This is a genomic window from Paenibacillus sp. ALE2 (assembly GCF_054113385.1).
On record NZ_CM134213.1, the window covers coordinates 1,237,697 to 1,255,467 of the forward strand.

At 44.9% G+C, this 17,771-nt stretch carries 14 protein-coding genes; 10 read left to right on the top strand and 4 right to left on the bottom strand.

Features of this window, described 5'->3' with window-relative positions; translation table 11 throughout:
• Window positions 1-156: 156 nt before the first annotated feature.
• Entirely contained in the window at window positions 157-1,461 is a 1,305-nt protein-coding gene (locus ACXHJ1_RS05315; protein WP_038978235.1) for a sensor histidine kinase, read from the top strand.
• Window positions 1,462-1,466: 5 nt separating this feature from the next.
• Window positions 1,467-2,396 (top strand): response regulator, encoded by a 930-nt coding sequence (locus ACXHJ1_RS05320; protein WP_038978236.1) that lies wholly within the window; start codon window positions 1,467-1,469, stop codon window positions 2,394-2,396.
• A 102-nt stretch (window positions 2,397-2,498) separates the two neighbouring features.
• Here the strand turns inward: ACXHJ1_RS05320 and ACXHJ1_RS05325 are convergent, their stop codons facing one another.
• Together ACXHJ1_RS05325 and ACXHJ1_RS05330 are read right to left on the bottom strand one after the other, a co-directional pair.
• The gene (locus tag ACXHJ1_RS05325; protein ID WP_017425640.1) at window positions 2,499-2,981 is read right to left on the bottom strand and encodes a MarR family transcriptional regulator; all 483 of its coding nucleotides are present in this window, start codon (window positions 2,979-2,981) and stop codon (window positions 2,499-2,501) included.
• 102 nt (window positions 2,982-3,083) lie between these two features.
• Complete coding sequence (locus ACXHJ1_RS05330; RefSeq protein ID WP_457905721.1) at window positions 3,084-4,577, bottom strand: monooxygenase; 1,494 nt, start codon at window positions 4,575-4,577, stop codon at window positions 3,084-3,086.
• Between the two features lie 307 nt (window positions 4,578-4,884).
• On the opposite strand from ACXHJ1_RS05330, the gene ACXHJ1_RS05335 reads away from it, so the two are divergent.
• Both ACXHJ1_RS05335 and ACXHJ1_RS05340 read left to right on the top strand, forming a co-directional pair.
• Window positions 4,885-5,382 carry a DinB family protein gene (locus ACXHJ1_RS05335; protein ID WP_457905722.1) on the top strand — a complete coding sequence of 166 codons (498 nt, stop codon included), beginning with the start codon at window positions 4,885-4,887 and terminating at the stop codon, window positions 5,380-5,382.
• 229 nt (window positions 5,383-5,611) lie between these two features.
• Window positions 5,612-6,811: an MFS transporter gene (locus ACXHJ1_RS05340; protein WP_457905723.1), complete on the top strand. Its 1,200-nt coding sequence runs from the start codon at window positions 5,612-5,614 to the stop codon at window positions 6,809-6,811.
• Between the two features lie 23 nt (window positions 6,812-6,834).
• Here the strand turns inward: ACXHJ1_RS05340 and ACXHJ1_RS05345 are convergent, their stop codons facing one another.
• A complete protein-coding gene (locus ACXHJ1_RS05345; RefSeq protein WP_017425637.1) occupies window positions 6,835-7,656 on the bottom strand; it encodes an endonuclease/exonuclease/phosphatase family protein in 822 nt (273 codons plus the stop codon).
• Window positions 7,657-7,661: 5 nt separating this feature from the next.
• Entirely contained in the window at window positions 7,662-9,326 is a 1,665-nt protein-coding gene (locus tag ACXHJ1_RS05350) for a PTS transporter subunit IIBC (RefSeq protein WP_016820178.1), read from the bottom strand.
• A gap of 245 nt (window positions 9,327-9,571) precedes the next feature.
• On the opposite strand from ACXHJ1_RS05350, the gene ACXHJ1_RS05355 reads away from it, so the two are divergent.
• The 6 genes from ACXHJ1_RS05355 (at window position 9,572) to ACXHJ1_RS05380 (ending at window position 17,627) form a co-directional block, all read left to right on the top strand.
• Window positions 9,572-10,579 carry a LacI family DNA-binding transcriptional regulator gene (locus ACXHJ1_RS05355; RefSeq protein WP_017425636.1) on the top strand — a complete coding sequence of 336 codons (1,008 nt, stop codon included), beginning with the start codon at window positions 9,572-9,574 and terminating at the stop codon, window positions 10,577-10,579.
• Window positions 10,580-10,733: 154 nt separating this feature from the next.
• On the top strand, window positions 10,734-13,016 hold the full coding sequence (locus tag ACXHJ1_RS05360; RefSeq protein ID WP_457905724.1) for a glycoside hydrolase family 65 protein: 2,283 nt from the start codon (window positions 10,734-10,736) through the stop codon (window positions 13,014-13,016).
• A gap of 24 nt (window positions 13,017-13,040) precedes the next feature.
• Entirely contained in the window at window positions 13,041-13,706 is a 666-nt protein-coding gene (gene pgmB / locus ACXHJ1_RS05365; protein WP_017425635.1) for a beta-phosphoglucomutase, read from the top strand.
• A 165-nt stretch (window positions 13,707-13,871) separates the two neighbouring features.
• Window positions 13,872-15,350 carry a spore germination protein gene (locus ACXHJ1_RS05370; protein WP_457905725.1) on the top strand — a complete coding sequence of 493 codons (1,479 nt, stop codon included), beginning with the start codon at window positions 13,872-13,874 and terminating at the stop codon, window positions 15,348-15,350.
• 4 nt (window positions 15,351-15,354) lie between these two features.
• Entirely contained in the window at window positions 15,355-16,509 is a 1,155-nt protein-coding gene (locus ACXHJ1_RS05375; RefSeq protein WP_457905726.1) for a Ger(x)C family spore germination protein, read from the top strand.
• A complete protein-coding gene (locus ACXHJ1_RS05380) occupies window positions 16,509-17,627 on the top strand; it encodes a GerAB/ArcD/ProY family transporter (RefSeq protein ID WP_457905727.1) in 1,119 nt (372 codons plus the stop codon). Before ACXHJ1_RS05375 ends, ACXHJ1_RS05380 begins: the two co-directional genes overlap by 1 nt.
• Window positions 17,628-17,771 lie beyond the last annotated feature (144 nt).

A 17,771-nucleotide genomic window follows, 5' to 3' on the forward strand; every position in this document is an offset into this window, starting at 1 on the left:
CAGATGATGTTATTTATACTACAATCCGAACTATAAAAACCGACAGTTATCTACACATGTATTTGTTTTTTTCTATAAATTCACAAGTATTAATGCTAAGCCTGTGAATTTATCTTACATTGACTTTCTGAAACAAATACCCGGAGGTGAATATGGATGAAGCTAAATACCCTTCTTTTCCTGCTGATGCTTATCTTTGTACCCCTAGCAGGTGAGTTGAATATTCACCCGTTCGATAATACATTTCGTCTCAGCTTTGGTACGCCCGTATTTTTTTTCTTTCTGTTATCTATACGTCATATTCCACCTGCATTATCGGGAGTGTTTGCAGGGATAGCAGTAGTTGCATTTCGTATTTCACTCAATCATTACCTTCATCCCGGCTCTTCCTTTGAAGAATTAATGACCTTGCATGGACCTACCTTTTTTTATTATATGGTTTATGGCCTGCTCTTTCAGGTTCTTAACATTAATGCTGAGCCTTACCGCGCACTGCGTGTGGGCATCCTCTCTGTGGGAATTGAGGTTGCCGCAAGTGTGGCAGAGCTTAGTGTCCGGCGAAGCATTGACGGTGATTTCTGGGACATCGTTAAGATCAGCAAAGTGGCTTTTATGGCCATGATCCGCAGCTTCTTTGTGCTTGGGTTCTATAATATGATTCGATTAAATCAATCTGTTCAGCATGAAGAGGCACAAAGACAGCAAACGGAGCGAATTTTACTCCTGGTATCGGACTTGTATGAGGAGTCAGTCCAGTTAGGCAAAACTTTGTCACATGCAGAGCAAATCACCCGTGAAAGCTATGAGCTATACCGCGAGCTGCAGCAGGATGAATCTCTGAAAGATAGAGAACATTACGCCAGACAGGCACTTCGTATTTCCGGACAAGTCCATGAGATTAAAAAAGACAGCCAGCGGATTTTTGCCGGTTTGTCCAAGCTCATTGATTCGGAAAGCGACGTGCATTATATGACCTCACAGGAACTTGGCGAGCTGATCGTCCGAACGAACAGCAAATACGCTCAATCGCTAGGCAAGTCTATCCGTTTCACGCTGAATTTCGATCCTTTGTTGCCCAAACTGCATGTTTATACAGTTCTCACTCTGATTAACAATCTGACCTCCAATTCAGTAGAAGCGATGAAAGACAGTGGAAGGATTGACGTCTCCATTCATTTTCTACCAGGACAAGAGGATATAATATCCTTTAGTGTCACCGATAACGGTCCAGGTATTCCTCAGCGCAAACGGGAAATGATCTTCACACCGGGATACACGACCAAGTATGATGAGGGAGGACAGCCTTCGACCGGCATGGGTTTATTTTATGTGCGTGAAGTCGCGGAGAGTCTTGATGGAACGCTTGAACTACTACAGAATGAAGATGAGCATACAGATAAATTACAGACCACTTTTAGAATCATATTACCTTTACGGAAACTCACGGAGAAAGGAAGATAGCCCGGATGCGTTTTTATATTGTAGATGACGATCAGGGGATTCGTTCGATGCTGGCAGACATTATTGAAGACGAGGGTTTAGGAGAGGTTGTTGGGGAAGCGGAGGATGGTTCCTACGTGAATAGCGGCCTGCTGGAGCTGAACCGAATTGATGTATTGCTGATTGACCTGCTGATGCCGCTTCGTGACGGCATTCAGACCGTGCGTGCACTCGGTGATCAATTTAGCGGAAAAATCATTATGATTTCTCGGATTGAATCCAAAAACATGATCGGTGAGGCGTACTCACTCGGTATTGAATATTATATTGCCAAGCCCTTAAACCGACTGGAAATTATTGCAGTTATCCAAAAAGTAACCGAACGCCTGCGCATGCAGCAGTCGATTACAGATATTCAGCGCACATTGCAAGGACTGTCGATGTTCACATCGAATAGCCCATCATCTACACTGGAACCGACTCGAAACATTGTAAGTTCGGGACAGTTTCTGCTCTCCGAAATGGGGATGATTGGCGAAGCCGGAAGTGTAGATTTACTGGATATGTTGGAATACTTGGACCAATATGAGGAGGAAACAGGCAATCTATCCCCCTATCTGTTTCCCTCGCTAAAGGATATATTTGCTAATATAGCGTTGAAACGATTAGGAGACTCAGCTTCAGCAATAGAGCTAAGCAAGGAAATCAAGGCATCGGAGCAGCGTGTCCGCCGCGCTATTTTCCAGACATTAAGCCATATTGTATCGCTCGGGTTGACCGACTATACCCATCCTAAGTTTGAAAATTATGCATCCAAATTTTTTGATTTTACAGAAATCCGCAAAAAAATGTTGGAACTGCAAAACAATGTGGAGCCTTCACTATCTCAAGCCCGCATTAATACGAAAAAGTTCGTGCAGGTGCTCTATATGGAAGCAAAACGGCTATTGCATTAAAAGAAAAGCACCCGCATCTCTCCATGTGGCTATCACATGAAGAATAAACAGGTGCACATTGTCGATGATTTAAATGTCCTTTGAATTGAGACTCATCTTCTGCTACTCCATAGCTTCCAAGAAACCTACGCCATCGGACAGCAGACGCTTCAAGACATTTAGTTCTTCCGAGCTGTAACGATCTAAAAATTGAAATAACTGATGCTGTGCCTTAGCATGCAGCCGATCATGTACAAGAAAGAGCTTTTTCCCCAACGGGGTTAGCCGAAAATAAATCTCTTTTTTGTTGTCGTTCAGCTGGGTTCTGCGAATCCAGCCTTCCTTGAGCAGCTTGGTGCTAACTTTCGAAACGGTCCCCTTGCTCAGCTCCATTCGTTCCGCTAAGGTTGTAACATTGATCGGCTCATGCCTCCCAATACAATCCATAACGTGCACATCCGTCATATTGAGCGAAGTCATTCCGTCAAAGTGCTCGCGGATTTCCTCGAGAAAGATCATGCCCTCTCTCTGCTGATGCTGCTCCAGCTGGTGATTCATCTTAATAAGCAAATCATAGACATGCTGAACCGATGTCGCCTTCTCCATACGAACAAGTAGTCACTCCTTTGGCATACTCCTCCTTTCATTATAGCCCACATTTGTTTCACAGGAAACAATATGGTCATGATCATACCTTTTTCCTTTATATTAACGTGACAATGCATCCTTAATAACACTCAATATATCCGTTTGTTTCACAGAAACAGCCCAAGCGATATACCCATCCGGACGGATGAGAACCGTATGCACATCTCTCCATCCAACGGGCAATTCTTCAGCTACGGCCTCCACATATGAAATATGTGAAAGTGAGATATGGCGAAACTCATTCGATACCTTAGTATCCTGTGCAAGATGGAGAAGCACAAATCGGCCTTCATGAAGAAGATCGTAAGCATACGATGTCACTCCGTTAGGCAACCGCAATTCAAAATCAGCAAACCGTTTCCCGTTCAGCGGATGCTGCGGTATATTGCCAGCCCCTGGATAACATACATCCAGTGCACTAATCTGCTCTGCCATAGACCGATTAATTTCCGGATGGCGGAACCATTCCTCATGTAATTGGCGGTGCGCCAAGACAGCAGGCGTAAAATCCATTAAGCGGGTCTGAACCTCGGTATTCCGTAAAAACTGCGTATTAACCGGATAGCGTTCGTCATGATAGCTATTCAGCAGCGTGTCTGGAGCCCAGCCACGAATCACTCCTGCTAGCTTCCATCCCAGATTCGCAGCCTCTTGCAAGCCAACATTCATTCCCTGCCCACCTGCCGGGAAGTGGATATGCGCAGCATCACCTGCTAGCAGGATTCTCCCTTTACGATAGGTCTGCGCCTGCCGCGTTGCATTCCCAAATCGAGATAACCAGCGAGGATTGGATACGCCAAGATCTGTACCAAGCAGATCGCACAGCTCTGTGCGCACTTCTTCCAGCGTTACAGGTGCGTCTTTCGGGACATCCTTCAATCGAAGTGTAGTCAAAATAACCCGATAAATACCTGGAGACACGGGGGCAATCATCACCCCGCCTCGTTCACTATATTCGGAATGTACGCCATTTTCAGGCGGATTGGCTAACTCTACATCCGCTAATACAGCAGTCAGAGTAGTATCCGTGCCCGGAAAAGCAATCCCCGCTTGTTTCCGCACGATGCTCCCGGCCCCATCCGCTCCTACGACATAGGCAGCAGTCATCACCGATACATTGGCTTGTGGTCCAGACGTGCGTACACTCACCACTTCTACGCCCTGCTCCTGCTCCCGCACAGATACCACTTCCATGCCACGATGGACGACAACTCCCAGCTTGAGCGCATGCTCCTCAATCAACTGCTCTGTAATCACCTGTGGGATAAACAATGTATAATTGGAGGAACTATCAAGCACAGAAAAATCCAAGCGGGTATCCAGCATTGCAAAGTGACCTGTACGTATAGGTCTGCCGTGCTTCATAAACCGCTCCTTCAATCCACGCATATCAAACATCTCAAGTGTCCGTGGATGTAGCGTAAGCGCACGCGACTGGCGAATGGGCTCCTCCAAACGTTCAATTACACATACGCTTACGCTCGCCAATGCCAACTCAGCAGCCAACCACATCCCAACGGGTCCGCCGCCTACAACAACCACTTCGTAATCCATGTTCACACCCCTATCTAAAAACTTTATTCCCACCACCTATTGTTTCAACGGAAACAATATATATATACGGGAAATCTCCCCTTAACGTTTCCGTATATACTAAACAACACATATAAATGTCGTTTATTGTTTCTCTTGAAACAATATTATTATAATTTAATTGAGAACAATTATCAACTGCTTTATTAAAATGATTTCTGCCCTTTATTTTAAACCACGTATTCATTTACATTTTGGAAAATATAATTGTATAATCGTAAAATAAGACTAAGCTAGAAACAAGCTCTCATAGAAGGGATGATCCTACATGTCGGATGCCAACCAATTATTCGGTCAAGCGCTGGTTAAATCACTGGTCGGGGAACGTGGACATATTCGCGTGGCTCGGGCTTTGCCAGACATTAACGTCGAGCTAGCAGGGAAGAAAAACTCAGAAATGCCCTACAGCATTTATCAACTACTGAAACATATGATTTACTGGCAGCAATTTATGCTGGAGCATTTGGAAGGACGGAAGCCCCAGCTTCCGGGCAATGTCATGGAAAGCTGGCCCGAAGAAACTGGACCGCAAAGCGAAGAGGCATGGCAGGCTGTCATTAATGAATTTCTACAAGGCGTAGATCGGGCTGTGCAAATTGCCGAAACCGCGCAACTGGATGAATCACTGGCTCATTTCCCAGGTGAAACAAAAGCGGGATTGCTGCGAAATATCGCTTCCCACAATTCCTATCATTTGGGTGAAATTGTACTGCTGCGCCGTATTTATGGAGCTTGGCCACCACCAGGAGGCGGCTTCCCTGCTTAAAGGCTACACCACTCCCTTGTCATACGAACAGAGCATAAATTAAACAAAAGAATTCCTCTTATCCGCTGCTCATACCTCCATCAATGCATTGGGATTTGGGTACCGCGAGGAACTCACTTGCGTACTCTATATGGGAACCGACTAACTCGACTTGAAGCCGTTCATCCGTAATCAGGTGTAAACCGAATAACGGTTCCCACGATGCAAACCAAAGAGAGGTTCCGAGGATATGGTAAAACACTTATATTTAAATCGTAATATTGCCTGTATGATCGTGATCAGCCTTATTGCTAACATGAGTGGAAGCATGTTCCTTCCACTCTTTGCTATTTATGTAGAGCAATTCGGGATATCTACACTTGGCATGAGCATTTTATTTTCTTTGTTTTATGTGGGAAGATTTCTTGGTGGAGGCATGGCAGGACAAATATATGAAAAGATCGGTGCAAAACGCTTGGGGTTGAGCTTACTCATCGCCGAAATTGTTTGTATGCTTCTGTTCCCGGTTGCAGGAAGCTTCATTGTTTTATCTATACTTAGACTTCTTCAAGGCTTGGTGGCTATAGGGCTAACCGTCTTCGTCAGAGTCACGATCAACCATATGAGCACCGCAGAGAATCGAGGCACGCTCAATGGATATATCAGCAGCAGTGAAGGTGCTGGTATGATTTTAGGCCCTCTTATAAGTGGAGTTATCGTTTTTTATTTTTCTTTATCCTTTCCATTCTATTTCGTTGCTTTTTTTGCCTGTATATCCTTCGTTGCCGTTTCAAGAATGACTTTCGCTAATTCTCTCTTAAAGCCACAGCCACAGCATCCCCCCTTTCAAAAATCGCAGAGAAGAATCAAATTAACGAAACAGTTGTTGCTTTATTCCACCGTTCATTTTCTTGAAATGAGTGCATTTGCTATATTTTTAACATACTTCTCAGTATATGCGACCTACAAGCTCCATTGGAGTCCAGCAGAAATCAGCTTAGCCTTTACAATCATCGGCATATCAACCTTTGTATCAGCACCCTTTATTGGCAAAATATCTGATATACTCAAGGATCGCTTGCTGCTATGTATCATCGGTCTATTGTTGATCATGATGGAAATCATCCTATTTCTGTGGTTCACAGAACCGTGGATCGTATACTTAGGGATGTTCATCGGAGGTATAGGAGGAGCCAGCTATCTGGATTCCTTTTACTCGCAGCTAGGAGATGTTATTCCTGAAGACAATAGAAGCTCATTTATCGGCAATGTCGTATCTTTATCCGAATTGGGGGCCATTGCGTCTCCGATCATCGCAGGTGCACTCATGGAACGTTTTAGCCTCAGTACCCCCTTTTATTACAATATGATATTAGTATTGATTGCGATTGTTATTCAATATGTCATTCGATTAAAATCGAACTCCGTAAAAAAAAGGCCAATCGCATAAGCAACTGGCCTCCTTTGTGTTCATCACAGTTCCAACTCGACTGCAACGCCGAAATGATCGGATACAACGGGTCCTGTTTTCCCGTTCAGTACGACCGTTGAAGATTGAACATGTGCGGCCTTATTGGAAAAGATGTAGTCAATACGGAGCGGCTCCGCATTACTTTCCCAGCCAGCAATAGCCTTGATAACCGTGTGTCCTGCATCACGTACAGCTGCATTCGAATAGGTGTCCGACCAACCGGATTGCAATACATAGTCATATCCTTCTCCGCGCACTTCAGCCGCGTTGTTGAAATCCCCCATCACAAACATAGGAGCCGGAGCTAAAGGAGCGAGCACTTCGATTGTACGATCCCATAGTCCGCGGAAGGATTCCTCATCATTCCACCAGTTATAATGCCCACTGACAAACCAGGCCTGCACTCCGTCCACCACAGTCTGAATGCCCACAATTTTACGCGAGCGGTAGTTGTCATAGTCCTGTACCGAGGAAACATATTCGTTCACCGTAGCTGTAATCGGTGCTTTGGACAGAATCGCCAAACCCTCGTCATATTTGGCAAAACCCACATGCGCAGGAGCCCACGTCCAGTGATAGGCATCGGACAATAGCCCATTCAGTACATAAGCATAGTTATCACGTTTAATGACAACTTCAGGATCTGCACTATAGTACGCGCCCAAATCGTCCGCTGACAAAGGAGTCTCTTTCATGGACTGATTCACTTCCTGCAAAGCAATGACATCAAACTGCTGTTCATCAATAAAAGCAGCCAATTGCTTCAGCTTATCGTGCTGGTTTTCTTCCATCCAAGCATGTGCATTTAAGGTTAACAATTTCAAGCTAATCACCTATTGAGTATGTCTTGTATATCTGATTTAAGCACATCGGCCTTTGGTCCGTAAACCGCTTGTACCCCATTATCTACTTTAATTAAGCCCAAGGCGCCTAGCGCTTTCCACGTCTTTTCATCCCCGACAGCTTCTGTATCCTTCACCGTCACACGCAGACGGGTCATGCAAGCATCCACCTCGACAATGTTCTGCTCACCCCCAAGTGTCTTGATGATATCCGCAGCCAATTGATTTTGAGTTGAAACCGCTGCCACACCATCCGTTAATGTACTCTCTGCCTCGGAAGTCGCTTGAGGCTCCTCATCCGTATAGTTCCCCAGTCTTCCTGGCGTAGCCATTTTGAATTTACCGATCATAAAATACGCGATAAAGTAGGTTGCTACCGCAAACACAACACAAGTCAGCACGAAGTTGATTATATCCTGTACCAACCCCGCATTTATAGACAATGGCAATCGAGTCAGCAGTTCAATCATACCAAATGAATGTAAACGCAGATGTATGATATCAGCCATTCCGAACGCGATTCCGGTAAGAATAGCATAAACTACATACAACACGGGCGCTACGAACATAAACATGAACTCCAGCGGCTCCGTCACCCCTGTTAAAAAGACGGCTGCTGCTGCAGAGAAAATCATTGACTTGTACTTGCTGCGTTTATCTTTATCTACGCGGCGATACATAGCCACGGCCAGCCCCATAAGGATACCCGCTCCGCCGATCATCTGTCCTACTTTGAAGCGGGCAGGCGTTACGTCTCCCAGCAAGCTGTTGTAGGCTGCCGGATCCGTACCACGAAGTGCACTGAGATCACTAGCCCAAGCCAGCCACAGCGGGTCTTGCCCAGCAACAACGCTTCCTGCTCCAGAACCCGTGAGCACCGTGTAAACGCCACCAAGTTGAGTATAGTTAATAGGAACGGTCAGCATATGATGAAGACCAAAAGGAATCAGCAGTCTTTCTAGTGTACCATAGACAAACGGCGCTACAAAAGGAGCCGACTCTCCCGAAGTCGCCAACCAGACGCCAAATTGGTTAATCCCTCCTTGGACAAATGGCCAGACAGCAGACATGATCAAACTAACGATTACAGACCATAAAATCACGACAAAAGGAACAAAACGCTTACCGTTAAAAAAAGCTAGAGCATCGGGGAGCTTGCGGTAATTATAATATTTATTAAATACCACGGCCCCAACGAAGCCGGAGATGATACCGACAAACACGCCCATATTGAGTGCAGGCGCCCCCAAAATAGAGGTGAAATAACCACTAACTGGAATCGTTGCACCGAAGAGGGTATGGGTAGTTGCTCCCTCTTGTGTTAGCATCTTCGAGGATACGCCCAAAATCGTTCCTGTTGAAATATTGATGAGAACAAAAGCAATTAAGGCCGCAAAAGCTCCGCCCGCTCGTTCCTTAGCCCAGGAACCACCAATCGCCACGGCAAACAGGATGTGTAAGTTGTTGATAATACCCCAACCCAGATTCTCCATGACCCCGCCGACAGTCACCCAGAAATGAATATCGCCAGCCAACATCGCTACTACTTTACCAAGTGAAATCATAATCCCGGCTGCTGGCATGACAGCAACAACCACAAGAAGTGCCTTCCCAAGCTTTTGCCAAAAATCAAATGATAGAAGTTTTTTCATGCTCGTTCAGTCTCCATCCCTTATAGTATGTATAGCATGGGTAGTGCTCAATAAAAAATATTATGCAATCGGTTGCACGATTATTATAATGATATCGCTTTCTATTGGCAATACCCTAGTTATAAATATCTTGGTTAATGATGATAGAAATACTCGAAAAAGCCGCTAATTTGTTGAAATTGGAGCAATATCGTATGATAGAACATAATATTTTCTGCTTGAGATAGCAAAAGGAGACGAAGACGATGGCAGTAACCATCAAAGATGTCGCAAAACGTGCTAAAGTTGCTACTTCCACCGTATCCCGTGTCATTCAAGACAGCCCCAAAATCAGCGAAGCCACCAAGGCACGCGTTCGCAAAGAAATGAAGGCGCTTGGCTATGAACCCAACTATTCCGCTCAAAGCCTGGCTAACCGTGTCACACAGTCGATAGGCATTATTATGCCTGAATCGGACGTGGCGATCTTTCAGAATCCTTTCTTTCCAGAAAGCCTACGCGGGATCAGCGAATGGGTAAACGAGCACAACTATACACTGTCGATTGTCACAGGCAAGACGAGTGATGAATTGCTATCCCGCGTAAAGTTGATGACCCGGACCGGACGCGTTGACGGCTACATTGTCCTGTACTCCAAGCAAAAGGACAGCATCGTGGAGTATCTTCATAAAGAGAAAATCCCCTATACCGTCATCGGCAAGCCTCAGCAGTTTGTCAGTGAAACTACCCATGTAGACAACGATAACTACCAGGCTGCCAAAGATGTGGTCACTTATTTGACGGGGCTGAAGCATGAGCGCATTGCTTATGTTGGCGGTGATCAGGAACACATCGTAAATCTTGAAAGACTCCGAGGCTACCAAGATGCGCTACGAGAGGCTGGCTTGCCTCTACCAAAAGAATACGTGGTTAGGGAGCCCTTTAATCTGGAGGACATGCGCACGTTATTACAGGCTTCCCCGCCACCTACAGCGATGATCGTTAGCGATGACCTTGTAGCCATGGCCGTACAGAAAATGCTTGCTCAGTTAGGCGTATCCATGCCAGAGCAGCTCTCCATGGTGAGCTTTAATAACTTGATGCTGGCTGAGCTGATGAATCCCCCTCTTACTTCCGTGGATATTGATATCTTCAGCCTTGGTTATCAGGCTGCCAAAAGTCTGATCGAAAAAATTAAAGACCCGAAAGAATTGACCAAGCACATCATTGTTCCCCACCGAATTGTAGAGCGCAAATCAAGCCAGACACTATGAATCTCTAAGAAATGAACAAGAACTGATTTTGTGGATATTCATAAAATCAGTTTTTTTGCGTTGACAGGGCAAACGGTTGCACTATATACTGAACTCGCTCATATATTGGTTCCGTTAAAACAACGATCTCATTTTCCGAGAGGGGTACGCAATCATGGTTTACAACCGATTATTTGACGTAGATAGTTGGAAGCTGACAACACACACTCTACATAGCACACACATGCGATTACAGGAAAGCTTAACGTCCATAGGCAACGGTTATATGGGCATGCGCGGCAATTTTGAAGAAACTTATTCAGGGGATCATCATCAAGGGACGTATATCTCCGGTATATGGTTCCCTGACAAAACAAAGGTAGGCTGGTGGAAGAACGGCTATCCTGAATATTTCGGCAAGGTCATCAATGCCATGAATTTCATCGGCATCCGTCTGATTGTAAACCAAGAGGAAGTGGACTTATTTACGGCACACATCAGCGATTTTGTGCAGGAACTGGACATGAAGCAGGGAATCCTGCGGCGCGCTTGTACTGTGAACGACCAGGTTCGTATCACTACAGAGCGTTTTCTGAGCATTACTACACGTGAATTATGCCTGATTGATTATCAGGTCGAAAATATAAGCGATCAGCCTTTAAGCATTGAGCTTGTTCCTTATTTGGACGGCAATACGAAAAATGAGGACACCAACTATGACGAGGTATTTTGGCTGGAAGAGGCCCGTGAGGTTCAAGAGCAATTCATCAGCCTGTCCACAACGACGATAGATAATCCCTTCGGTATTCCGCGCTTTACCGTAAACGCTACCATGGGTATTGTAACCGAGGGGCAAGATGAGCAGACGACGGAAGAGAGCTTTTTGTATGCTGCACGCCACTATCAATATAACGTCTCGCCAGGTGACCGTATCCAACTGCAAAAAATTGTAGCCGTCACCACTTCACGCGATATGGAAAAAGATGCATTGATTCCGCAAGGTGAACGCATCGCCGTGGAAGCTGTCAACAAAGGCTACACCTCTCTAAAGCAAGAGCATATCGACGCTTGGGCCAGACGCTGGGACAAGGCAGATGTCGAAATTGAGGGGGATACGGAGGCCCAACAGGGAATACGTTTTAACATTTTTCAGCTATTCTCTACGTACTACGGTGAAGATGCCCGTCTAAATATTGGACCGAAGGGCTTTACGGGTGAAAAATATGGCGGTGCCACCTATTGGGATACAGAAGCATATGCCGTACCTATGTACCTGGCGCTTGCAGACCCGGACGTAACGCGAAATCTGTTGCTGTACCGTCACCAACAACTGGAGGGTGCCAAGCATAACGCAGCCCAGCAAGGGCTTCGAGGGGCATTGTACCCTATGGTCACTTTTACAGGCGTGGAATGCCATAACGAATGGGAAATTACCTTCGAGGAAATTCATCGTAACGGTGCGATTGCTTATGCCATTTACAATTACACCAATTATACGGGGGACTTGACCTATCTGCATGACTACGGAATCGATGTACTAGTCGAAATTAGCCGCTTCTGGGCCGATCGAGTTCATTTTTCTAACAGTCGTCAGCAGTATATGATCCACGGGGTTACCGGGCCGAACGAATACGAGAATAACGTCAATAACAACTGGTATACCAATACGTTGGCTGCGTGGGTTCTGAAATATACATTATCGGTCTTGCCTCAAATTTCGACTGAGAAAGCGCAGCGCCTGGCAGTTACAGCTGATGAGCTTGCACATTGGCAAGATATCATCAACAACATGTATTATCCGTATGATGAAGAGCGAGGCGTCTTCGTACAGCACGATACCTTTATGGATAAGGATTTGCAGCCTGTATCCACTTTGCATCCTAGCAATCTGCCACTTAATCAGAAATGGTCATGGGATAAAATCCTGCGTTCCTGCTTCATTAAGCAAGCAGATGTGCTGCAAGGGCTCTATTTCTTTGGAGACCAGTTCACGCTGGAGGAAAAAGCGCGCAATTTTGCATTTTACGAGCCAATGACCGTTCATGAATCCAGTCTATCTCCTTCGATTCATGCCGTGCTGGCCGCTGAACTCAAAATGGAAGATAAGGCAGTCGAAATGTATAAACGGACGGCCCGTCTGGATCTGGATAACTATAATAACGACACCGAAGACGGACTCCATATCACCTCCATGACAGGAAGCTGGCTGGCGATTGTACAGGGATTTGCCGGGATGAGAACCTATAATGAAACACTCAGCTTTTCCCCTTTTCTACCGAAGGACTGGAACAAATATACGTTTAAAATCAACTATCGCGGTCGCTTGCTAAGTATTCTCGTACAGGAGGGTGAAGTAGTCATTACCCTGCTGGACGGAGAACCGCTGACGCTGGAGCTGTATGGACAGCCAACACACATTACCAGTGGGCAATCGTTAATGGCGAACAGTGCTTCATAAATGGACCAGACAGGGGGAAAGCATATGAAAGCAGTTATTTTTGATCTGGACGGAGTCATTACAGATACGGCTGAATATCATTTTCAGGCATGGGGCAGCTTGGCGGCAGCGCTCAGCATCCCTTTTGATCGGGAATTTAATGAACAGTTAAAAGGAATCAGCCGTACGGAATCACTCGAAAAAATACTAGTGCGTGGTAACCTGTCCGATACGTTATCAGAAGAAGGCAAGCAAGAACTGGCCATGCAAAAAAACACCGAGTATCAGCGGCTTATCTCAGCTTTAACTCCCGCAGACGTTCTTCCCGGTATTAAAGCGCTTCTGAAGGAGCTTCGTGAAGCCCGAATCGGCATCGCGCTCGCCTCTGCGAGCAAAAATGCAGCGTTTATACTGGATCGGCTGGAGCTAGCACACTATTTTGACAGTGTGGTGGATGTTACGGCCATTCGGAATGGCAAGCCTGACCCAGAAATTTTCCTCGCCGGAGCTGCGAATTTGGGCGTTCAGCCTGCCGATTGTATCGGCATAGAAGACGCACAGGCCGGCATTCAGGCGATCAAGGGCGCCGGGATGTTCGCGGTCGGTGTAGGAACGCCTTCGCAAATGCAAGGTGCGGATATCGTGGTAGCCACTACAGCCGAGCTTTCTTTGAGTATGCTGGAGGAACATTTTTACGAGTTCAAAAAATGATCTCATTCTGATTAAGTTCATATGACGTTATGTATGACTAGAGACGAACACCATTAGGTGTTCGTTTTTTTCTTGTACTGTACAAAAGGATTCATGAATATTTATCACTATTTTACACATATTACATGCATATCATGCTTAAGTTTTTTGAAGGGGGAAACGTCATTGGCAAGACCACTCGAGGCGAAATTGGACCATCTAAAAAAGACCCTGGGTCATCTTCCTGATGTCGTCTTCAAAAAAATGAATGTAGGCCAAACGGGAATTCATGTCATTATGATCTATCTCTCCGGTATTGCGGATACAAGTATGATTAACGAACAAATCGTCAAGCCGCTCATTTTAACTGGAGTCCGTGAAAACCACTCCCAAGTTAATCCTGAGAAAATAAAGGAGGAGTTGATACAGCAGACAGCATTTACGATCGATATGACAGAAGGGACAGACCTTGAGACGTGTGTAAGCAAAGTATTATCGGGATATACTTGTCTGCTGATCGAAGGAACGGATGATGTTTTTTTTGCTTCTACAGGCAAATTTCCTTCGCGAAGTGTTGATGAACCCAGCACCGAAACTTTGGTTAGAGGACCAAGGGAAGGTTTTATTGAGGATTTGGAAAGTAACCTGGCAATGGTTAGAAGGCACATCAAAGATATTAGTTTCAGAATAGACAAAATAACCATTGGAAGGAGATCCTCCCGTAAATTAGCAATCTTGTACATATCGGATATCACAAATCCGGAGCTAGTTCAGGAAGTGAAGCGAAGAGTCAAAACGATTGATGTGGATGATGCTTCTGATACCGGGGTTATTGAGCAATGGATCGAGGAACATCCATGGTCTCCGTTTCCCCAGATTCAAGCCTCTGAACGCTCGGATAAAGCGATAACGGCCTTAATGTCAGGGAGGGTTGTCATTATGCTAGATGGCACCCCTTTTGTCCTAATTGCTCCCATGACCTTCTGGATGCTGGCTCAATCCCCAGAGGATTATTATGAGCGTTTTCCTTTAGGAACATTTTTCCGTATGCTTCGTTTAATGGCGTTGTTCATTGCAACATTCCTGCCTTCGTTGTACGTTGCACTCATTTCTTTCCATCCTGGATTAATCCCGCCTGAGCTGGTCATATCTATCGTTGCCTCAAGGGAGGGAATCCCTTTTCCCGTTTTTGTGGAGGCTTTAATTATGGAAGTGGCATTGGAAATATTGCGTGAGGCAAGTCTGCGGCTACCCAAAGGGATAGGACAGGTCATCGGTATTGTAGGCGGTCTTGTTATTGGACAAGCAGCTGTCGAGGCGGCGGTTGTAAGTGCTTTTCTGATTATTGTTGTTGGTCTTACTGCCATTGCGTCCTTTGCAAGCCCGCAGTACAGCGGCAGTATCGGAATCCGGCTTCTTCGTTTTCCCATTATGATGATCGCAGGGGTTTATGGGCTGTATGGAGTAATTTTAGCCTTTATTTTTTTAGGCGTACACATGGTCCAGATCAAAAGCTTTGGAGTTCCTTACATGTCACCCCTGGCCCCTGTTCGGCTAAGAGATCAACAAGACACCTTGATACGGGTTCCTTTTAAATACCTCAGAAAGCGTCCGATCATGCTAAAAACACAGGACGAAACACATTCTAACAGGAAAAGGAAGTAAACCTATGATTTCTTACGCCTTTCTGTTTCGTCGCACCCTCTGGGTGCAAAAATGCTTTGCCGCATGGATCGTGTGTGCTCTCCTCACCGGTTGTTGGGATAGCAGAGAGATCGATAACTTGAGTATTATTCAAGGTGTCGCCATTGATATGGATCAGCAGGATATGCTGGAACTTACCTACCAGCACTTAATCGCGCAGAAATCCAAAAAAAATATGTACAGCAACGTAACAACCTTTAACAAGGATTCCATCCAGTCTGCTTCCAGGGAACAGGCCAAGCAGGTATCCCGTGCTCCTTTATATAGTTTTATTCGCCTGATTTTGATTAGTGACCAAGCTATACAAAAAAGAAGAATCGACCAGTTGTTAGATACGTTTACTCGCTCCTATAAACCAAGTCGAAAATCACTTGTTATGATCATAAAAGGCAATGCAAAAGAAGCGCTCAATAAGATCGGTAAACATCAAGAGATCCCTTCTATTGACCTTGAAGCAATGGCTAAAAACAGCAATTTAAACTCAAAAATACCTTATAGAATAACATTAGGGGAAATTTCTACGCATATCTCACAAGGAGCTGACTTCATCGTTCAAGGCATAGAAACCAATGGAGGCAACCACTTCTCTGGCGCAGCTCTGGTCAGCGGCAAAACGAAGAAATTTGCTTATTGGCTGGACGAAGAGGATGTCATCGGAATCAACTGGATGCTGGGAAAAACGAAGGGCTCAATTATTAGAATTGAGGACTCAAAAACGAAACAACACATGGTCTTTGAAGTTGAGGATGTCCATAGAAAACTTATTCCCCACCTCAATGGACAGGATCTCTCATTCACAGTTCGTATTAAAGCAGGTATCAAACTAAACGAAAGTACGACTAATTCTGAAGACTTTATGAAGGAATCATTCATTCAAACCGCTAAACAAGAGGCGCAGGATGAAATCAAACAAACCGTATCCCAATCGCTAAACACACTCCAGAAAGAAATGAGAACAGATGTAGTCGGTTTTGGTGCAAAAGTAAAAGTGAACTATCCCGCATACTGGGATCGGGTAAAGGATAATTGGCAAGATACTTTCAGTCAAATACCGATCGATGTTAAGGCTAAAGTACAGATCGAGCGAACTGGTGCTTATACAAAAGGAGAGGGTGAATAATGTCTAATATACCTTCCATGAAACATGAAAAAATATCCACAATACAAGCCTTATTTACCGTCACTTCGACCGTGTATGCTGTGGGTATTGTCAGTTTACCAAGAACCATTGCAGAGAAGACGCAAACGCCCGACGTGTGGCAGGGACTTTTGCTAGCAACTCTGCTTGGAATCGTCGTCATTTTTATCCAGGTTAAATTGTGCCATAGATTTCCGGGGAAGACGTTCTATGAGTTCAATCCTGTGATTGCAGGTAAATTCATCGGCATTCTGATCAATATCGCATTTATTGTATTTTGCATGATGATCTGCTCTTTTGTATGTAGAATGATGGCGGAATTCCTCAAGGGTCTTGCACTGGAGAGAACCCCGATAAGCATGATTCTCTTGCCATTTCTTCTGCTTATCGGGTATCTGACCTGGGGCGGTCTCCATGCAATGGTTCGATTGATTGAGCTTTTTTTCCCTTTAACTTTTGTTGTTTTTTTATTGTTGATCGTTCTTAATATCAACCATTTCAATCTTGATAATTTGCGTCCTGTTTTCCATAAAGGATGGCATCCGATTTTTGAATCACTTAAAGTTATACCCTTCTCTACAATGGGTTTTGAATCGATCCTTATCTTAACTAATGTGATGGCCAACCCCCAAAAAGCATGGAAGGCCGGGTGGATCGGCTACTCGATTGCAATGGGTTTGTATATTTTAATGGTAACGATGGTCGTTGGCTGTATGTCCGTTGAGGAGGTTTCCCGATTGCAGTGGCCCGTCGTTTCTTTTGCACAGCAAATTGAATTCCCCGGCGCGTTCCTGGAACGATTTGAAATATTATTTATCATTTTGTGGACGATCAAAATTTTCATGACCGCTTCAAATTATTATTTCTATATTGTGGCTGGGATCAGCCAACTCACCAAAAAGTGGAACAGGTATATCTGTTATCTCCCGTTAATTATATTATTTTGCCTGAGCATGTATCCCCAAAATTTTATTGAGATAGGCAACTTCGATAAAATAATAGGTTATTTTGGGATTGTTATAAATGCGGCAGTACCCTTAGTGCTTCTCGTCATCTGTATGGTCTTTCATCGAACAGAAAAGCCGGATGGGAAACAGTAGAGAGTACCTCCTCGTTCTTCCCAATGGCTCCCCCCTTATGCTAAAGCGTAAGGGGTTTTACTTTTAACCAGCGTTTATTCCTCGAAATTTTCCAACTGCGCCCTCCACTCAATTACATTCGTGAACTGATATAATGGAAGAGTT

What these genes read in the sequence shown, in the direction of transcription:
- ACXHJ1_RS05315 (WP_038978235.1), top strand. Translation starts at nt 157, where the DNA reads ATGAAGCTAAATACCCTTCTTTTCCTGCTGATGCTTATCTTTGTACCC.
- ACXHJ1_RS05320 (WP_038978236.1), top strand. Translation starts at nt 1,467, where the DNA reads ATGCGTTTTTATATTGTAGATGACGATCAGGGGATTCGTTCGATGCTG.
- ACXHJ1_RS05325 (WP_017425640.1), bottom strand. Translation starts at nt 2,981, where the DNA reads ATGGAGAAGGCGACATCGGTTCAGCATGTCTATGATTTGCTTATTAAG.
- ACXHJ1_RS05330 (WP_457905721.1), bottom strand. Translation starts at nt 4,577, where the DNA reads ATGGATTACGAAGTGGTTGTTGTAGGCGGCGGACCCGTTGGGATGTGG.
- ACXHJ1_RS05335 (WP_457905722.1), top strand. Translation starts at nt 4,885, where the DNA reads ATGTCGGATGCCAACCAATTATTCGGTCAAGCGCTGGTTAAATCACTG.
- ACXHJ1_RS05340 (WP_457905723.1), top strand. Translation starts at nt 5,612, where the DNA reads ATGGTAAAACACTTATATTTAAATCGTAATATTGCCTGTATGATCGTG.
- ACXHJ1_RS05350 (WP_016820178.1), bottom strand. Translation starts at nt 9,326, where the DNA reads ATGAAAAAACTTCTATCATTTGATTTTTGGCAAAAGCTTGGGAAGGCA.
- ACXHJ1_RS05355 (WP_017425636.1), top strand. Translation starts at nt 9,572, where the DNA reads ATGGCAGTAACCATCAAAGATGTCGCAAAACGTGCTAAAGTTGCTACT.
- ACXHJ1_RS05360 (WP_457905724.1), top strand. Translation starts at nt 10,734, where the DNA reads ATGGTTTACAACCGATTATTTGACGTAGATAGTTGGAAGCTGACAACA.
- pgmB (WP_017425635.1), top strand. Translation starts at nt 13,041, where the DNA reads ATGAAAGCAGTTATTTTTGATCTGGACGGAGTCATTACAGATACGGCT.
- ACXHJ1_RS05375 (WP_457905726.1), top strand. Translation starts at nt 15,355, where the DNA reads ATGATTTCTTACGCCTTTCTGTTTCGTCGCACCCTCTGGGTGCAAAAA.
- ACXHJ1_RS05380 (WP_457905727.1), top strand. Translation starts at nt 16,509, where the DNA reads ATGTCTAATATACCTTCCATGAAACATGAAAAAATATCCACAATACAA.